Origin of the sequence: Psychrosphaera haliotis (genome assembly GCF_009728465.1) — a bacterium.
Lineage (GTDB): Bacteria > Pseudomonadota > Gammaproteobacteria > Enterobacterales > Alteromonadaceae > Psychrosphaera > Psychrosphaera haliotis.
This window is the reverse complement of sequence record NZ_WOCD01000002.1, coordinates 37,912-53,579: the sequence shown is the minus strand read 5'-3', so window position 1 is coordinate 53,579 and position 15,668 is coordinate 37,912. Positions and strand designations below refer to the sequence as shown.

General features: G+C 39.2%; 16 protein-coding genes and 1 pseudogene. 4 read left to right on the top strand and 13 right to left on the bottom strand.

Annotated elements, in window-relative coordinates; translation table 11 throughout:
* Positions 1–13 precede the first annotated feature (13 nt).
* Positions 14–904 carry a GMC family oxidoreductase gene (locus tag GNP35_RS15480; RefSeq protein WP_230961298.1) on the top strand — a complete coding sequence of 297 codons (891 nt, stop codon included), beginning with the start codon at positions 14–16 and terminating at the stop codon, positions 902–904.
* Between the two features lie 58 nt (positions 905–962).
* Entirely contained in the window at positions 963–1,622 is a 660-nt protein-coding gene (locus tag GNP35_RS15475; protein ID WP_230961297.1) for a GMC family oxidoreductase, read from the top strand.
* Positions 1,623–1,639: 17 nt separating this feature from the next.
* On the opposite strand, the gene GNP35_RS03850 is transcribed toward GNP35_RS15475, so the two are convergent.
* The 10 genes and pseudogenes from GNP35_RS03850 to GNP35_RS03805 form a co-directional block, all read right to left on the bottom strand.
* Positions 1,640–2,560 carry a 2-hydroxyacid dehydrogenase gene (locus GNP35_RS03850; protein ID WP_155694701.1) on the bottom strand — a complete coding sequence of 307 codons (921 nt, stop codon included), beginning with the start codon at positions 2,558–2,560 and terminating at the stop codon, positions 1,640–1,642.
* The gene (gene tcdA, locus GNP35_RS03845; RefSeq protein WP_155694699.1) at positions 2,557–3,375 is read right to left on the bottom strand and encodes a tRNA cyclic N6-threonylcarbamoyladenosine(37) synthase TcdA; all 819 of its coding nucleotides are present in this window, start codon (positions 3,373–3,375) and stop codon (positions 2,557–2,559) included. The genes GNP35_RS03850 and tcdA overlap by 4 nt, the downstream gene beginning before the upstream one ends.
* On the bottom strand, positions 3,372–3,902 hold the full coding sequence (locus tag GNP35_RS03840; protein WP_414153672.1) for a pseudouridine synthase: 531 nt from the start codon (positions 3,900–3,902) through the stop codon (positions 3,372–3,374). The genes tcdA and GNP35_RS03840 overlap by 4 nt, the downstream gene beginning before the upstream one ends.
* Positions 3,899–4,087 (bottom strand): hypothetical protein, encoded by a 189-nt coding sequence (locus GNP35_RS16480; protein WP_414153671.1) that lies wholly within the window; start codon positions 4,085–4,087, stop codon positions 3,899–3,901. The genes GNP35_RS03840 and GNP35_RS16480 overlap by 4 nt, the downstream gene beginning before the upstream one ends.
* Complete coding sequence (gene kdsB, locus GNP35_RS03835) at positions 4,088–4,882, bottom strand: 3-deoxy-manno-octulosonate cytidylyltransferase (protein ID WP_155694697.1); 795 nt, start codon at positions 4,880–4,882, stop codon at positions 4,088–4,090.
* Between the two features lie 13 nt (positions 4,883–4,895).
* Positions 4,896–5,090, bottom strand: a complete 195-nt coding sequence (locus GNP35_RS03830) for a Trm112 family protein (RefSeq protein WP_155694695.1) — start codon at positions 5,088–5,090, stop codon at positions 4,896–4,898.
* Positions 5,080–5,262 (bottom strand): tetraacyldisaccharide 4'-kinase, encoded by a 183-nt coding sequence (locus GNP35_RS16475; RefSeq protein WP_414153670.1) that lies wholly within the window; start codon positions 5,260–5,262, stop codon positions 5,080–5,082. Before GNP35_RS16475 ends, GNP35_RS03830 begins: the two co-directional genes overlap by 11 nt.
* A gap of 255 nt (positions 5,263–5,517) precedes the next feature.
* Positions 5,518–6,132 carry a tetraacyldisaccharide 4'-kinase gene (gene lpxK / locus GNP35_RS03815; protein WP_155694691.1) on the bottom strand — a complete coding sequence of 205 codons (615 nt, stop codon included), beginning with the start codon at positions 6,130–6,132 and terminating at the stop codon, positions 5,518–5,520.
* Positions 6,133–7,870: pseudogene (gene msbA / locus GNP35_RS03810) on the bottom strand (lipid A export permease/ATP-binding protein MsbA).
* Positions 7,871–7,912: 42 nt separating this feature from the next.
* Entirely contained in the window at positions 7,913–10,339 is a 2,427-nt protein-coding gene (locus GNP35_RS03805; RefSeq protein WP_155694690.1) for a ComEC/Rec2 family competence protein, read from the bottom strand.
* Between the two features lie 396 nt (positions 10,340–10,735).
* On the opposite strand from GNP35_RS03805, the gene GNP35_RS03800 reads away from it, so the two are divergent.
* Both GNP35_RS03800 and pyrC read left to right on the top strand, forming a co-directional pair.
* Entirely contained in the window at positions 10,736–11,269 is a 534-nt protein-coding gene (locus tag GNP35_RS03800; RefSeq protein WP_155694688.1) for a DUF2062 domain-containing protein, read from the top strand.
* A gap of 44 nt (positions 11,270–11,313) precedes the next feature.
* The gene (gene pyrC / locus GNP35_RS03795; protein WP_155694686.1) at positions 11,314–12,348 is read left to right on the top strand and encodes a dihydroorotase; all 1,035 of its coding nucleotides are present in this window, start codon (positions 11,314–11,316) and stop codon (positions 12,346–12,348) included.
* Between the two features lie 25 nt (positions 12,349–12,373).
* On the opposite strand, the gene GNP35_RS03790 is transcribed toward pyrC, so the two are convergent.
* Genes GNP35_RS03790 through GNP35_RS03780 form a run of 3 tightly spaced genes read right to left on the bottom strand, consistent with a single transcriptional unit; the run spans position 12,374 to position 15,564 of the window.
* On the bottom strand, positions 12,374–13,639 hold the full coding sequence (locus GNP35_RS03790; protein WP_155694684.1) for a lipoprotein-releasing ABC transporter permease subunit: 1,266 nt from the start codon (positions 13,637–13,639) through the stop codon (positions 12,374–12,376).
* Positions 13,636–14,304, bottom strand: coding sequence for a lipoprotein-releasing ABC transporter ATP-binding protein LolD (gene lolD / locus GNP35_RS03785; protein ID WP_414153669.1), 669 nt, complete (start codon positions 14,302–14,304; stop codon positions 13,636–13,638). Before lolD ends, GNP35_RS03790 begins: the two co-directional genes overlap by 4 nt.
* 15 nt (positions 14,305–14,319) lie before the next feature.
* Positions 14,320–15,564 (bottom strand): lipoprotein-releasing ABC transporter permease subunit, encoded by a 1,245-nt coding sequence (locus GNP35_RS03780; RefSeq protein ID WP_155694680.1) that lies wholly within the window; start codon positions 15,562–15,564, stop codon positions 14,320–14,322.
* Between the last annotated feature and the right edge of the window lie 104 nt (positions 15,565–15,668).

The window sequence follows — 15,668 nt, the reverse complement described above, 5'->3', positions numbered from 1 at the left end:
AAAGGAGAATAAGTTGAAACATTTTGATTTTATTATTGTCGGCGGAGGCTCTGCAGGTTGTGTATTGGCAGCTCGCCTTTCAGAATGTGCAAACTTTTCTGTTCTTTTATTAGAAGCCGGTGGAGAAGATACTAGTCCGTTAATAAAAATGCCCGCAGGCGCTGTTTCTATGGTGCCAACCCATTACAATAATTGGGCATTTGATACCGCTCCACAACAAGCAATGGCAAATCGTATTGGGTACCAACCTCGAGGGAAAGTGTTAGGTGGTAGTAGCGCTATTAATGCGATGATCTATATTCGAGGTCATCAACAAGACTATCAAGATTGGGCACACCTAGGTTGGGGTTGGGATGACGTATTGCCCTATTTTATTAAGTCGGAAAATAACCAAAACGTTTATAACGACTCCAATAGTAAAGATCTCCACGGGCACAACGGGCCATTATATGTTTCTAACTCCTATTCAAACCACCCTATTGCCGATGCTTTTGTAGATGCAGCTGTGGCACTTGGTTACCCACATATTGACGATTTTAATGGTTTTGAACAAGAAGGCATGGGACGTTACCAAGTAACACAATATAAAGGACAACGTTTTAGTGCATCTAGGTCTTATCTAGAGCCAATTCGCTATCGTAAGAATCTTACTGTCATTACTAATACTGAAGTGGCTAAAGTTATCTTAGAAGATAAAGTCTGCAAAGGTATTGAAACTCTAGATGGCGAAACATATACCGCAGAAAAAGAGGTTTTGTTATCAGCAGGCGCTATAAAATCACCACAAATATTGCTTCTGTCGGGTGTCGGTCCTAAAGAACAGTTAGCGAAAAATAATATTAAGCTACAGCATGAATTAGATGGTGTAGGCCAGAAACCTTCAAGACCACCCAGATTATGTTAGCTGTTTTGAATCAAATCGAACTGATTTGTATGGCCTATCGGCCTCAGCAATACCTAAAATGATAAAGCAGGCCTATCAATACTTTAAAAATGGACAAGGTATATTAACGAGTAACTTTGCGGAGACCGGTGGCTTTTTAAAAACGGATAAAGCACTACAACGACCGGATATTCAATTTCACTTTGTTGTTGCCACAGTTAAAGATCATGCTCGAGATTGGCGCACTAGTTTAAAACATGGCTTTAGCAATCATACCTGTGTTTTAAGACCTAAAAGTGTTGGCAGCGTCACACTAAAAAGTAACAACCCAACTGATTGCCCTATTATTGATCCCAACTTTCTAGCTCACGAAGACGATGTGAATACTATGCTGGCGGGCGTTAAAATGGCGAATCAAATACTGCAACACGATCTAATTAAACGATATCAAGTATGCTCGATAAACCAAGACCAGAATTTAGAAGATAATGAGCTTATCGATAAAATTAAAACCTTAACCGACTCAGTTTATCACCCAATTGGTACTTGCAAAATGGGATTACTTGATGACCCATCTGCCGTTGTAAATAATCAACTTGAAGTAATTGGAATTGAAAATCTAAGAGTGGTTGATGCTTCTGTATTTCCGAATCTAATTGGGGGAAATACTAACGCCCCTACTATTATGGTAGCTGAACGATGTGCTGACATGATTAAAGAGAAATGGCTTAACAATTAACAAGCCATTATCTTAGACTAATAGCCTAGAGTCTTATCAACCACGTTTATAAGTTCTGTTCCGTCTAGAACATTGTTGTAGTTTTCAATAACCTGTTCAACCGCTGTACTAACATTTGTTACTGCTGATACATGTGGTGTAATGTGCAGATTGGGCGTTCGCCAGTACGGATGGCTTTCTGGTAATGGCTCTATATCAAACACATCTAAATATGCAGCTGCTATCTCTTTATTATAAAGGGCAGCAATTACACTATCTTCATTAACATGGCCGCCGCGCGCCACATTGATGAGCACCGCGTCGGTTTTCATTTTACTGAAAACCTCATCGTCAATAATACCTTTTGTATCGGTAGTTAGCGGCAATAAGCAAACTAGATAGTCTACGTTTTGAATCAAGGAATCAAAGCCAACAGTACCACTCATACAGTCAATTGTTGGGTGACTCTTCTCTGTTCTGCTCCAACCTTTTACACGATAGCCGTTTTTTATTAAAACCTCCCCAACATGCATTCCTAGCTTTCCTAAGCCTAAAATGCCAACATCCCTTCCCTTACGATTACTTCGAGGTTTCCATAGCGCTAAAGATTGCTGTGTTTGATATGTTGGTAGTCGAAGTCTGTATTGATTTACGATAGTTAAAACATACTGCGCCATATTCTCAGATAAGTCGGCATCCACTATTCGAGTTACCGGCACATTTGGTAATTGTGAGTCCGCGAATATCGAGTCAACACCTGCACCAAAAGAAGATACAGCTTTTAAGTTCTTAAACGGGACTAAACTGCCAGGCTCATGTTGCCATACTAAAGCGAGTTCAACGTCATCTGGCTTTGCAACATCAGGCCATACTTCAATATTTTCACTGCCAATACGTTCGGCTAATTTCGCAACTAATTTATCAGTATTTCTATCGGGGATATTAATTAACAAGCTCATTGACTATCCTTTTTATTCAAACGCTCCATTTTACTAATGTGCTTAGTTATGGCTTTTGACGCAGCAAAAAATCCAAACGTGCCCGTTACCATTGTTGCTGCACCAAATCCCATATTGCAATCTAGTCGCATACTACCTTCTGCTGATACCTTAGCCGCACAAACGGAGCCATCGGCTTGAGGGTATTGCAACTGTTCCGTACTGTATACACAGTCCACTGAGAACTTACGTTTAGGGTTTTTACTAAAGTTAAAATCTCGACGTAGCTGGTTTCTAACTCTAGACAACAATGGATCGTGTGTGGTTTTTGCCAAATCGCCAAACTGTATTTGGCTAGGATCTGTTTGTCCGCCAGCACCACCTGTCACAACTAAATTGATTTTGTTTCTATGGCAATGTGCAATTAACGCTGTTTTTGCTGCAATGCTATCAATTGCATCGATTACAACGTCAAAATTTGACGCATGGCGAGTACCAAATATCTCAATTAAATTGTCAGTGGTTACAAAATCTTCAATGCAATTAACTTCACAGTCAGGGTTTATTTTTTTAATTCGCTCAGCCATCACGTCTACTTTAGACTTACCTACAGTTGAAGACATAGCATGAATTTGACGATTAGTATTTGTAGTACAAACATCATCTAAATCTATTAGTGTGATTGTGCCAATTCCTGAACGCGCTAATGCTTCTGCCGCCCATGTACCAACGCCACCAATACCAACTACACAAAAGTGAGCTTGCTTTAACCAAAGGTGAGGCTCTACACCATAAAGTCGAGTTATTCCCCCAAATCGGTTCTCATAATCACTCATATTTTATACTCTTTATTACTAACTTTTGCTGGCCAAGGTAAATCATTGGCTTCTTCTAAAACCGCATTAATTAAATCAAGTTGTGATACAAACTCATCGCCTTCACCTGGCATTGATTGAACTGAAATCAAGTCTTCGCCATACTGAAAATCTAATTTAGCGCTATGCAGGTAAACGCGATCACTACTTTGACCACCATAAAGCTCATCGCCTAAAATAGGCGCTGACAAGCTTTTTAAGGCGACTCTTAGCTGATGAGTTTTACCACTTTCTGGTTTAAGTAAATAAAGTCTAAAGCCGGCTTTATCTGGATTTGTATAACTAAAAAAGCGAGTAACTGCAGGATTTTGTTTGGTTTTTAAAAGCTTCCATTGAGAACGACGGGCCTTTTCCATATCGCCAATAATGGCACCCTGCTTTTTTTTAGGTTTCATATTCGATAGAGCTAGATAAAACTTGGTGATTTCTCTGGCGCTAAAAGCGTCTTGAAAACGAGCCGCCGCATGGCTGTTTCTCGCTAATATCAATAAACCTGAAGTGACTTTATCAAGACGATGAACTGGAAATAACTCTTCCTTAAAGTAACTCTCACAAGTATTAAAAAACCTTGGCCAATATCGCCTTCATCATGAAAGTTTATATTGGCTGGCTTATTAACAATGTAAAAGTCATTGTGTTCTAAAACAACATTTATGCTCAACTCGGATTCCATTTATTGTTGTTTTAAACTCGCCACTAATCTTCGAACCTGCTCGAGGTCTTCTGGAGTATCTACACCTGCCGGCGGTGGCTCAATCGCTAAATCAACATGAATATTTTTGCCTTGCCATAAGACTCTTAACTGCTCTAACGATTCAATTTGCTCCAACTGTGAAGTTGGCCAACTGATATAATCTTTAATGAATCCGGCCGTATAAGCATAAATGCCGATATGTCTTTGATATGGAAAATCGAGGTTTATGTCCGCTGCTTGTTTAGTGAACTGGTCTCTGTCATACGGTAAAGCTGAACGGGAAAAAGTTAGCGCCAAACCATCTTTGTTGGTCACAACTTTAACAACATTAGGGTTTATTAATTCATTATAAGAGCAAATGCTCTCTGACAAGGTTGCCATTCCAACGTTCTGATCTTTTAAATTGATTAAATTAGCAGCAAGTTGCTGAATGTTAACCGACGGGATCATAGGCTCATCGCCTTGAACATTGACCACAATGGTATCATCTTCGAAGCCATAAATATTCAATACTTCGGCCAGGCGCTCAGTGCCTGATTCATGACTTTTTGCAGTCATACAAACTTCGCCGCCAAAGCCTTTAACTGCATCAAGAACACGTTGATCATCCGTAGCTACAATTACTTTTGAAGCGCCAGAAGCAACTCCACGTTCGTATACCCACTGCACCATAGGTTTGTCGTCTATGATTGCTAATGGTTTACCCGGTAGTCTTGTTGAGTCATAACGAGCTGGAATAACAACTATAAAGTCATGTGTTTTTTGATTTGTCATTGAATACTCTTTTTTATTTGTACTGTTCAATTTCTTCTGAAGATAACTGCCGCGCTTCGCCTTCTAACATAACTGGAATGTCTTCATTAATTGCATAAGCAATTCTGTCAACTTTACAAATTAGTTCATTTGAATCCTTCGCGTAATGCAGTTTTGATTTACATATAGGGCACGCGATTATATTTAATAATTTTGTATCAAAAGCCATGTTCTATTCCGTTATTTTTAATTTTTAATTTTTTAATTTTATCTGTGAGATTGCGCTCAAGCGAATCTGATATTACTGCGTCAACTGGCAGCGCATACCAATTAGGCTGGGCAAACTTCATACATTTAACTGCGTCTTTTTCGGTCATTACAATAATGTCGTTATCTTGCAACTCAATCGATTAAAATCTGCTTCAGTAAAGTTATGGTGATCGGGAAACCAATGTTCAGATACTACTTTAAGGCCCGACTTTGAGCGGTTGTTTTAAATCGCTCTGGATTTCCTATTCCAGATATCAAGTGCACATTTCTGGTCTCTTCTTTCAAAAGAGACACGGTTTTACCCTTAAGCTTTATTAGTGAGGTAGCACCGAGTTGATAATCTATAAACTTATTTTCATCTGACTGTAAGCTTGCCTTACTTTTACTTAAAAAGCCTGAATTGACCACGGTAAGTCTACCGATTTTAACCTACTTATAGGTTCTCTTAATGGTCCCATCGGCAACAAATAACCATTTCCAAAGTAACGAGCGCCATCTACTAGTACCACTTCTATGTCTCTGGCCATCTTATAATGCTGCAAGCCATCATCTGAAACAACAATGTTTACTCCATTTATTTGAGATGCATATTTCACAGCTTTTGTTCTGTCTGAATCAATTACCACTGGCACGCCCGTGCGCAAAGCCAATAAGTTTGGCTCATCACCCGTTAAGCTAGGGTCGCTAATCGCATTAACTAAACGTGGAAAGCTTGGGCCAATTTTAGTGTTTGCACCATAACCACGACTTACAATAGCCGGTGTATAACCAAGTCCTTGAAGCAACTTAACAAGATAGATAACAAATGGCGTTTTCCCAGTCCCGCCTACGGTTATATTACCCACAACGATTACTGGAACGTTTGCTTTTATCTGTTTTTTTACACCGAGTTTAAACAAGCCTCGTCTTAAGTTGCTAACCAACCAAAATAAAACAGTTAATGGTAACAGTAACCACACCCAACGTTTGTTGGAATACCATGCGCCTTCTAAACCGCTCATTTAATCGTCACCAAACTGTAGTTGATGCAATGCCGCATAAGCACCACTTTGTGCTATCAAATCTGAGTGCGTGCCTTGCTCTATAATTCGGCCTTTATCCATAACAACAATCTTATCTGCATTTTCGATTGTCGATAAACGGTGTGCGATAACAATACTGGTTCTGTTAGTCATTAGGTGCTGCATTGCGTCTTGAATTGCACGTTTCCGACTCAGTATCTAATGCCGATGTTGCTTCATCTAAAATTAAAATAGGTGAGTCTCTTAAAATCGCTCGAGCAATTGCAATACGTTGGCGTTGGCCGCCAGAAAGCAAAGCTCCGTTCTCACCAACCTCGGTGTCTAAGCCATTTTCTAGCTGATCTGTAAACTCAAGTACATGGGCTAGTTTAGCGGCATTCTCTACCTCCGCCCTGGTAACGCGTGACATTCCGTAAGCGATATTATTGGCAATTGAATCGTTAAATAAAACCACTTGTTGAGAAACCATCGCGATATGAGATCGTAAATTCGTTAGTTCAAATTCATTAATATCATCGCCATCAATAGTGATATTTCCTTCGTTCGGGAAATAGTAACGCGGTACGAAATTTGAAATTGTTGTCTTACCGCTACCACTTCTACCAACCAGTGCTACGGTAGTGCCAGGTTTAATATTTAAGCTGAAGTTTGTAATGACATTTTTATTAGTACCCGCATAAGCAAAATTAACATTATTGAAACTTAAATGCCCTTTTACGGTTTCTTTGGTAATCGTTCCATTGTTAACTTCTGACTCTACATCCAATACTTCAAATACACTTTTTGCAGCCGTTAAGCCTCTTTGAAATTCGCTATTAACTGTGGTTAACATTTTAAGTGGTCGTAGCAACATCATCATAGATGAAAGAACAACAGAGAAAGTACCTGGTGATAACGTGCCCAACATTTCAGGCTGTGCAGAGATGTACAACACCGCCGCTAATGCAAAGGAAGCAATAACCTGAATCGACGATACGCTCAGTGTTTTGGTTACTACCATTTTCATGCGTTGCTGACGATTGTGATTGTTCGTATCAAAAAAAGATTCAGTTTCTTTTTTCTGACCGCCAAACGCTAGAATAACTTTATGTCCCGACAACATCTGTTCTGATTGTCTGGTGACATTTCCCATTGCTGATTGAATGCGCTTAGAAATAACTCTAAATCGCTTAGTAACATAAGTCACTATTAAAGCAACAATAGGCACTAGTACTATGATGGCAACAGACAGTTTCCAACTGTGATAAAACATAACAGCGAGAAGTCCTACTACCATAGCGCCCTCACGAACGAGTGTCATTAACGCTTTGCTACATGCATTTTCAATTTGTTCAGTATCAAAAGTAATTTTTGAGATAAGGCTGCCGTTTGATTCAGCATCATGATAAGTCACAGGCAGTGTCAGCATTTTCTCGTATAATTCTTGGCGCATTTTCATTACGATATTAGAGCCGACCCAGCCTAATCCGTATGTCGCCATGTAATTAAATACACCGCGAAGAAAAAATACGGCAATAACAAACAGTGGCGCAGCCGCTAATACTTCGCTATTTTTTTCAGTTATACCATCGTCTATAAAAGTTTGGATTTCTGAGATAAAAAGCACATCGATACCGGCGTAACCTAACATGCCGATAAGTGCGATAACAAATCCTAAAAAGTACGGTTTAATATAGGCAGCGAGCCTTTTAAACGTTGTTGAGTAGTTTTCTTCCAAGAGTCTATCCAAAGCTAAACGAAACTAATAATTAGGTTAATTCTACCGTATTTGTCCATGAAAGCTAAAAGGATTTTGTTTTTTCCAAAATGGTGACCACTTATTGAGCGTTGTTCGAATTTCAATTTGCTGACCGTTTGGGTTTAAGAGTAAATCAATCTGCCCCAATTCTGCTGTATTGTATTGGCTAATTTGATAACGTTCATACCTGTTTTTAACCTCTTGGGATGGCATGCCAAATCGATTATTTACACCGCTACTAAACACCACAATACTAGGCGAAGCGGCGTAAATAAAAGGCTTAAAAGAACTATGTTTACTACCATGATGAGACGCAATCAGTACATCCGCTTTTAAGTTGATATTACTTTGGTGATGAGCATCCACTAAAATCTGCTCCACTTTATGGGTTATATCGCCTGATACTAATAGCTTTAAACCCGATGCTAAATCTTCTATTAATATGACACAGCTTTTATTATTTCGAGAATAGTTAGGCCAAAGCTCTACAAGTTCTGGCCATATAGAAATGTTTGGCCAAATAAGGGTCAAGGCGACACGTTCTGTTCCTACCAATTGTGGCAATTTGGTTAAATCATCACAATTTTGCGGAATTAGGTTTTCAAATTGGGTTCCATTTACTGCTAAAACATCACCAATATGATCAGTATCTAGATGGGTAACAATAACCTGTGTTAAGTCATGAATGCCGCGTTTCTGCAATGTTGGCTCAATGACCGCCTGAGTCGCATTAGCGCCACTTGGAAATATTGGACCTAAGTCTATCAACATTGAGAAATTGCCAGTCCTATACTGACTAGTCCTATCTTGTTGTGAAACTAGTAAACTGCTTCCTTGACCAACATCAAAAACTGAAATCAAGGTTCTTAGCTCATTGCTCTTTTTAAACAATGCCGTCCTGTTAGAAGCAGCTTCTGTTGGCACAGATGACTTTATGGGCTTAACCGTATACCAAAGTCTCCATGTATCTCTATAAATATTCGGAATCTTGTATCCAAAGAATAGGAGAATGATTAAAGAGAGCAGCCTAAAAACGGTCAAATTTAAACGGCAAAAGTATTTAGAGATAAAAGGCAAGGTGCTTATCAGAACAATAAATAGAAAAACCAAGGAAAATGCAGTAGTGCTAGACAGGTAAAACCAGCCACTTTCTAGTTTTAACCATATAAACAGATCCCAAAACCAAGTCAGTATTTCATCAGCAATGGAAAACATAAAAAGAGATAATGGCGCGTTTAGGTCTAGAGTAAGAGTGCCAATAACAATACTAGGCATGATTATAAATGAGAAGATCGGCGCTAGCATAAGATTTGTGGCTATAGAAGAAAGTGAAATGCCACCAAAAATAGTCATAGTCATTGGTGACATCCAAGCCACCATAAATACTTGAAAAGCGATAGCAACAAACACAACTTTTTTTGTGTTCTCCACTATCGACGCCCCTTCACTCCAAGTTCTATTAGCGAATAAACGAAAGAAGATTATGATGCCAACCACGGCATAAAAGCTTAGCCACCAAGATACGTTTAAATAAGACCATGGCGACCAAATGATACTGCACGTTGCGACAGCTAACAGTATGGTAAAGCTCCCTAATCTTACACGTAACATTTTGAACAACACCCAACATGATATTGCTAAAGCTGCTCTAACCGCAGATGATGGTGTTCCTATCATAAAGACATAAAACCATATAAAGCTGAGTGACAATAAATTGGGCACTAACATAGGGATTAAGCTCTGACTTAATTTAGACCCGAAACCTTTTTTATTAATAACCTTGTTTATTAAACTATTTATTCCCGTTATAAATTTGATTAATAGCTTTAGAGTCAGAGTAAGCAGTAGATAGATTAGGCCAACATGCAGTCCAGAGATTGCCAAAAAATGGCCAATCCCTAACTTATTAATCGTGTCCTTTTTTGCATAATCTATGAGCTGTTTGTCACCAGTGGTTAATGCTAAAAGAATATCTTGGTGGCGCCATTTTGAATCCGATTCTGAGACTGACAGGTTAATCATTCGCAACAATTTATCGGTAATTAACTGACGTTGAGCTGGTCGGTTTACATTTAAATGTTCAGTTGAAACAGTTGTCATGTCTTGGTTGTTCGAGTTCACAGAAAAAACAAGATCTTTTATAATGCTACCTGTTGCTTTGTAACCACCTGCTGTCAAATAGGTTTGACGGTTAAAGCCGTATTCATTCTCATAACCAACTACGGATTTTAATTTTACATGTGCCGTAACTTCGTTGCCCATTTTTAGTTCTAAATTGGAATCTGTTTTTGCCTCAAACCAATTGAGTCGAACTAAAAGCGCTGGTTGTAACCAGTCAACCTCTCTCTTTTCAACATGAGTCACTAACAGGTCAACAATCAGTGATTTAGGCGTGCAATTCGTGTTTGTTTTACTACATGATTTTGCAATGTGTACGTTATTAACCATTCCCGTTAGTGTTACGATTCTATTTGAATCTAAGTAAGCGGTTAAAGGGTTATATTGCGTTAGCCAGGAACTGACTAAATTTTGATAACTGATACCCACTAAAATGGATATAAAAATAGATAATGCTAAGCTTGTTGTTAGATGGGTGTTTGTTTTTTAACTTTTACCGCAGTCAATAAAGCAATAGTGGCGGTGAAGAGGCTTATTAATTCAACTAAAGTTAGCAAGCGTGGGCTGAACAAAAAAAGGCCACAACCGATTAAAAATCCTGCGAACCATTTGTTCAATCAAATTTCCTTAACTAATGTATTAATTCTCTAATTACAAAGACGAATTTTTAATGTAACTTAGCGTCACTTTTTGACAAGTACAGAAATCTTGATCCGAGCTCAAATTATGCCAAAAAAATTCATACAACGATTTTTGCCAGACCACCAAAAAATCAAACAAAACAAAGCCGTCAATATGTTTGGTGATGTATTACACGACGCAAACTTATGGCACCTAAATCGACGCTCAGCTCGAGGCGCATTTGCAATTGGTTTGTTTAATGCTTTTATTCCCGTTCCCTTTCAAATGTGGCTTTCAGCGTTTGGTGCCATTGTATTTAAAGTCAACTTGCCATTATCTGTAGCCCTTGTATGGGTCAGTAACCCTCTAACTATGCCACCACTATTCTATGGATGTTATTTGTTGGGCGAATGGGTTTTAGGTGGTGAGAAACAACCATTTAAATTTCAGTTGAGTTGGGATTGGTTAATGACCAGTTTATCAACCATAGGTCCTGCATTTATAACCGGCTGTTTAATTGCGGCCTCGGTTGCCGCCATTATCGGTTTTTTTGGAATAGACTTAATGTGGCGTTATTCAGTAAAAAAATCTTGGCAACAGCGCAAGCAACTTAGAATTAACCGCGAACTAGACAAGTAGTAACATTAATTCGTTAGTTATCTTTATCAGCATATGGAGCATTTATGACACAAATTACTATTCAAACGCCTGACGATTGGCACTTGCACTTCCGAGACGGTGATATGCTTAAGGAAACTGTCGCAGCAACGGCTCGTTGTTTTAATCGCGCGATTGTAATGCCGAACCTAGTGCCTCCAGTGACTAATGCTCAAATGATCAATGCTTACCGCTCGCGCATAGAACAAGCTCGACCAGATGGCAGTCAGTTTGAACCGCTAATGGTGTTGTACCTTACAAACGATACTACAGAGCAGGATATTATCGACGCAAAAGCCGCAGGTACAGTCGCAGCAAAGCTTTATCCAGCGGGCGCAACTACTAATTCAGACGCTGCTGTTAGCGCGTTAGATAGCCTTTTCCCAATATTCGAAGTCATGGCAAGAGAAAACATGTTACTTCTAGTGCACGGAGAAGTAACGGATCACCACATCGACATTTTTGATCGAGAGAAAGAGTTTATCCACCGTAACTTATCTAGAATTGTTGATGGTTTTCCAAATCTTAAAATAGTCTTCGAGCACATTACCACTAAAGATGCAGTCGACTTTGTACTTAATGCGCCAGAAAACGTAGCCGCGACAATTACGCCTCAGCATTTATTGCTAAACAGGAATGATTTACTCGTTGGTGGCATTAGACCGCATAATTACTGCTTGCCTGTATTAAAGCGTAACATCCACCAGCAAGCTCTTCGCGCCGTTGTTGCAACTGGTAACAGTAAGTTTTTCCTAGGTACTGATTCAGCTCCACATGAAAAGTCGAAAAAAGAAAACTCTTGTGGATGTGCGGGTTGTTATAGCGCTTGGTCTGCACTTGAATTATATGCTCATGTATTTGAAGAGCTTGATGCTTTAGATAAGCTAGAAGGTTTTGCTTCACATCATGGCGCTGACTTTTACGGACTACCGCGCAATAGCGGCACGGTTACATTAGTAAAAGAGGACTGGACCATTCCAGAAATGATTACACTCCCAAATGGAGATCCTATCGTTCCATTTTTTGCCGGTGAAACTTGTCATTGGAAACTGAAGGCTTAAAATTTTAAAACCTCCAGTTTATGGCTTACCTCAATAATTCTATTGGGGTAAGTTTAGCGGCTTTACGGGATGGATATAGACTAGCTAATAATGCGATAAACAAAGCAGTGCTTGTAATGATTATAACCTGCGTAAATTGGAGCTCGCTTGGTAAGTACTCTATAAAATAGACATCGCCGTCTAGCACTTTAAAATTCAACAAACTCTCTAGAACCGCAAATATATTTGGCAAAAACTTCGCTAGAACACATCCAATTAATGTTCCCCAAACTATTCCTCTTACTGCAGTCAGTAAACCCATAATGACAAATGTTAATTTAACAGTGCTAGGCGTTAGCCCTAAGGTTTTAAGTATTCCAATATCGCTATACTTCTCTTGTACCGCCATAGAAAGTGAAGAAACAATATTAAAACTGGCCACTGACATAACAAGGACCATTACTAAATACATAATATCTTTTACTAGCACGATATCGTTGTATACATGGCCTTGGCTCCTGAACCAGTCAATAATATAAACGTAGTCCGTTATTTCACTGCCAATTTCAGAAGCAACCTTGTTAGCCTCAAATGGGTCAATGAGTGATACCTTTACTCCTTGTGCTTCATACTCACTGTAACCTTGGCTTTGTTGCATAACATCCAGTGGCACATAAACCTGACCGTGATCCATTTGACCACCTATTTGATAAATACCGCTCACTACAAAGTTTAAGTATTTAGGCGATGACAAACGGCCAGTATCAGAAACAACGGGGATTAATAACTCAAGTCTATCGCCTACTGTTAATTCTAGTTTTTTTGCGAGGCCAACTCCTATAACCGCCGGTGGCAAAGTACCTGACTCTACTTTGGTTATCCAAGTACCCTCAATAATAAACTCCGACGTGACATTAACGGTGCGTTCCAACTCTTGATGTACCGCTTTTAGTAATACCGCTTCCATATTATTTTTCTTTTGAATCATCGCGTTTAATTCAATAAATGGAGCAACGGAGAGCACCTTTGGGTGTTGTTGAACTTGCTTAGCCGTTTTTGTCCAATCCGGCAATGAACCAGCCACCGATTTAAATTCTATATCCGGTATCACAGACAGAAGCGTATTGCGAAGTTCTCTTTCAAAGCCATTCATTACTGATAAGCCAATAATTAGCGCGGCGACGCCAATTGCAAAGCCTATGCGAGACGCTCTATTGATGAACCGTATATAAGGACTTTGTACGCCAGTTTTATAATACCGGCCTGCTAATTGCCAAGCTAAGGTAATATTTTGTTTTGAATTAGTGCTCATTCCACTACAAGTCCATCATCTAGCTTTATAACTCTGTCAAAGCGCTCTGCTAGTGCTTGATCATGTGTTACAACCACTAAGGTTGTCCCTAACTCTTGATTCACCTTTAAAAATAAATCAAACACCTGTTGAGCGTTTTGTTTGTCAAGGTTACCGGTAGGCTCATCAGCTAAAACCAACTTAGGTTTATTAACGAGTGCTCTTGCAATCGCTACGCGCTGGCGCTCCCCTCCTGACATTTGCGAAGGTAAGTGATCTAAACGATGTGAGAGGCCAACTAAATCAAGCAGGCTCTTAGCTTGGCTTTCTGCTTCTTGTTTATCCGTTCCGTTGATAAGTAAAGGCATAGATACATTTTCTAAGGCACTGAATTCCATCAACAAGTGATGAAATTGATAGATAAACCCTAAATTTTTATTTCTAAAGAGTGCAGCTTCACTGTCTGACAAGTCGGTATTGCGCTTGCCTAAAATCTCAATAACTCCAGACGTCGGTTGATCAAGCATTCCAATTAAATGCAACAAAGTACTTTTTCCAGAGCCTGATTGACCTAAGATAGCCACTTGCTCACCAGCTTTTATCTCTAAATTTAGTCCTTTTAAAATATCAGTATCCACAACACCGCTATATGATTTTTTCAAATCGCTACACTGAATTACATTCACAACCATTTCCTTAAATTACTCATAACGCAGCACATCGGCCGGCGCTAACTTTGCCGCTCTGATGGCAGGATAAATACTGGCCAAAAACGACAATCCAATTGCCAACATAGCAATCAAGCCGACCTTTTCCACACTAAATACAACAGGTAAACCTATGCCTGGAACGCCCAATAAGTTAATACCTGTTATTAACATAAACTTGTTTATTCCAAGGGTAATTACTGATCCTAATATGCTTCCTAAAATCGCACCAATAACGCCGTTATAACTACCTTGAATAGTAAACACTTTTGCAATGTCTATGGGCTGCATGCCAAGGGTTTTTAAAATAGCTACTTCGCCTTGTTTTTGTGTGACCATCATGACAAGCGCAGAAACTATATTAAAAGCCGCAACCGCAACAATAAGGCTCAACATTATCCACATCATGTTTTTTTCCATTTTAACGGCGTCAAATAGTTTTCCGTGGGTTTTATACCAACTTGATATGTCAAACTGCCCTTTGTCGAGCGTGTTCAATAATGATTTTTCAATTGACTTGGCTGCAAAAGGATCACTCAAAACAAGCTGTATTGCCTGCATACTGTTAGCTTTTTGCTTTAGTAACTTGTTTAAATCTTGTTTCCTAGTAAATACCAAATGTTGATCCAACTCACTATCGGTGGAATAAAGTCCAACAATTTTAAAGTTACGTTGGGCGGGCAAGCGACCTAACGGAGTATAATGAGAAGCACCACTTACAATAATACGTACCTTGTCACCTATGCTTAGCCCGTTGTCGTAGGCCATAAACCGGCTTATAACGATGCCATAGCGACTACTATTTAACGATTCCCATGTTGGGCTATTAGCTGCGGCTTTTAAACCCAAAGGAATTTCAGATTCAAGTGATAAACCTTGCACCACTATGCCTTTAAAATCTTGAGGCAATTGTAGAATCGCCGTAGAGCTAACTAGTGGTAGTTGTTGTAAGATGATTGGTTGATCATTTTCTGGAAGTTGTTTAAGCCACTCTTTGTTTTGCAACTCTTCCAACAGGCCATTATCTTTAGCAGTAACCACTACATGCGGCACACTACCTAAAATCCGTTCTTTTAATAAACCTTCAAAACCATCCATTACTGATATAACAACTATCAGAGATAATACACCTAAGGTAATACCCGCTTTTGAAAATAATGATATCAGCCCCACGAACTTACCTGCTTTGGAAGCTTTTGCGTATCGCCGAGCTATGACTAAACTTATTGGTAAATTCATGTAAGGTTTTGAATCTTTTTAATTTAAATGGTGAAGGAATGCATAAGGTTCGATAATATGTGTTTCATATACAAAGTACAAGCTATGCAGGCTCCGTAATCACA

What these genes read in the sequence shown, in the direction of transcription:
- GNP35_RS15475 (WP_230961297.1), top strand. Translation starts at nt 963, where the DNA reads ATGATAAAGCAGGCCTATCAATACTTTAAAAATGGACAAGGTATATTA.
- GNP35_RS03850 (WP_155694701.1), bottom strand. Translation starts at nt 2,560, where the DNA reads ATGAGCTTGTTAATTAATATCCCCGATAGAAATACTGATAAATTAGTT.
- tcdA (WP_155694699.1), bottom strand. Translation starts at nt 3,375, where the DNA reads ATGAGTGATTATGAGAACCGATTTGGGGGAATAACTCGACTTTATGGT.
- GNP35_RS16480 (WP_414153671.1), bottom strand. Translation starts at nt 4,087, where the DNA reads ATGGAATCCGAGTTGAGCATAAATGTTGTTTTAGAACACAATGACTTT.
- kdsB (WP_155694697.1), bottom strand. Translation starts at nt 4,882, where the DNA reads ATGACAAATCAAAAAACACATGACTTTATAGTTGTTATTCCAGCTCGT.
- GNP35_RS03830 (WP_155694695.1), bottom strand. Translation starts at nt 5,090, where the DNA reads ATGGCTTTTGATACAAAATTATTAAATATAATCGCGTGCCCTATATGT.
- lpxK (WP_155694691.1), bottom strand. Translation starts at nt 6,132, where the DNA reads ATGAGCGGTTTAGAAGGCGCATGGTATTCCAACAAACGTTGGGTGTGG.
- GNP35_RS03805 (WP_155694690.1), bottom strand. Translation starts at nt 10,339, where the DNA reads ATGGTTAATAACGTACACATTGCAAAATCATGTAGTAAAACAAACACG.
- GNP35_RS03800 (WP_155694688.1), top strand. Translation starts at nt 10,736, where the DNA reads ATGCCAAAAAAATTCATACAACGATTTTTGCCAGACCACCAAAAAATC.
- pyrC (WP_155694686.1), top strand. Translation starts at nt 11,314, where the DNA reads ATGACACAAATTACTATTCAAACGCCTGACGATTGGCACTTGCACTTC.
- GNP35_RS03790 (WP_155694684.1), bottom strand. Translation starts at nt 13,639, where the DNA reads ATGAGCACTAATTCAAAACAAAATATTACCTTAGCTTGGCAATTAGCA.
- GNP35_RS03780 (WP_155694680.1), bottom strand. Translation starts at nt 15,564, where the DNA reads ATGAATTTACCAATAAGTTTAGTCATAGCTCGGCGATACGCAAAAGCT.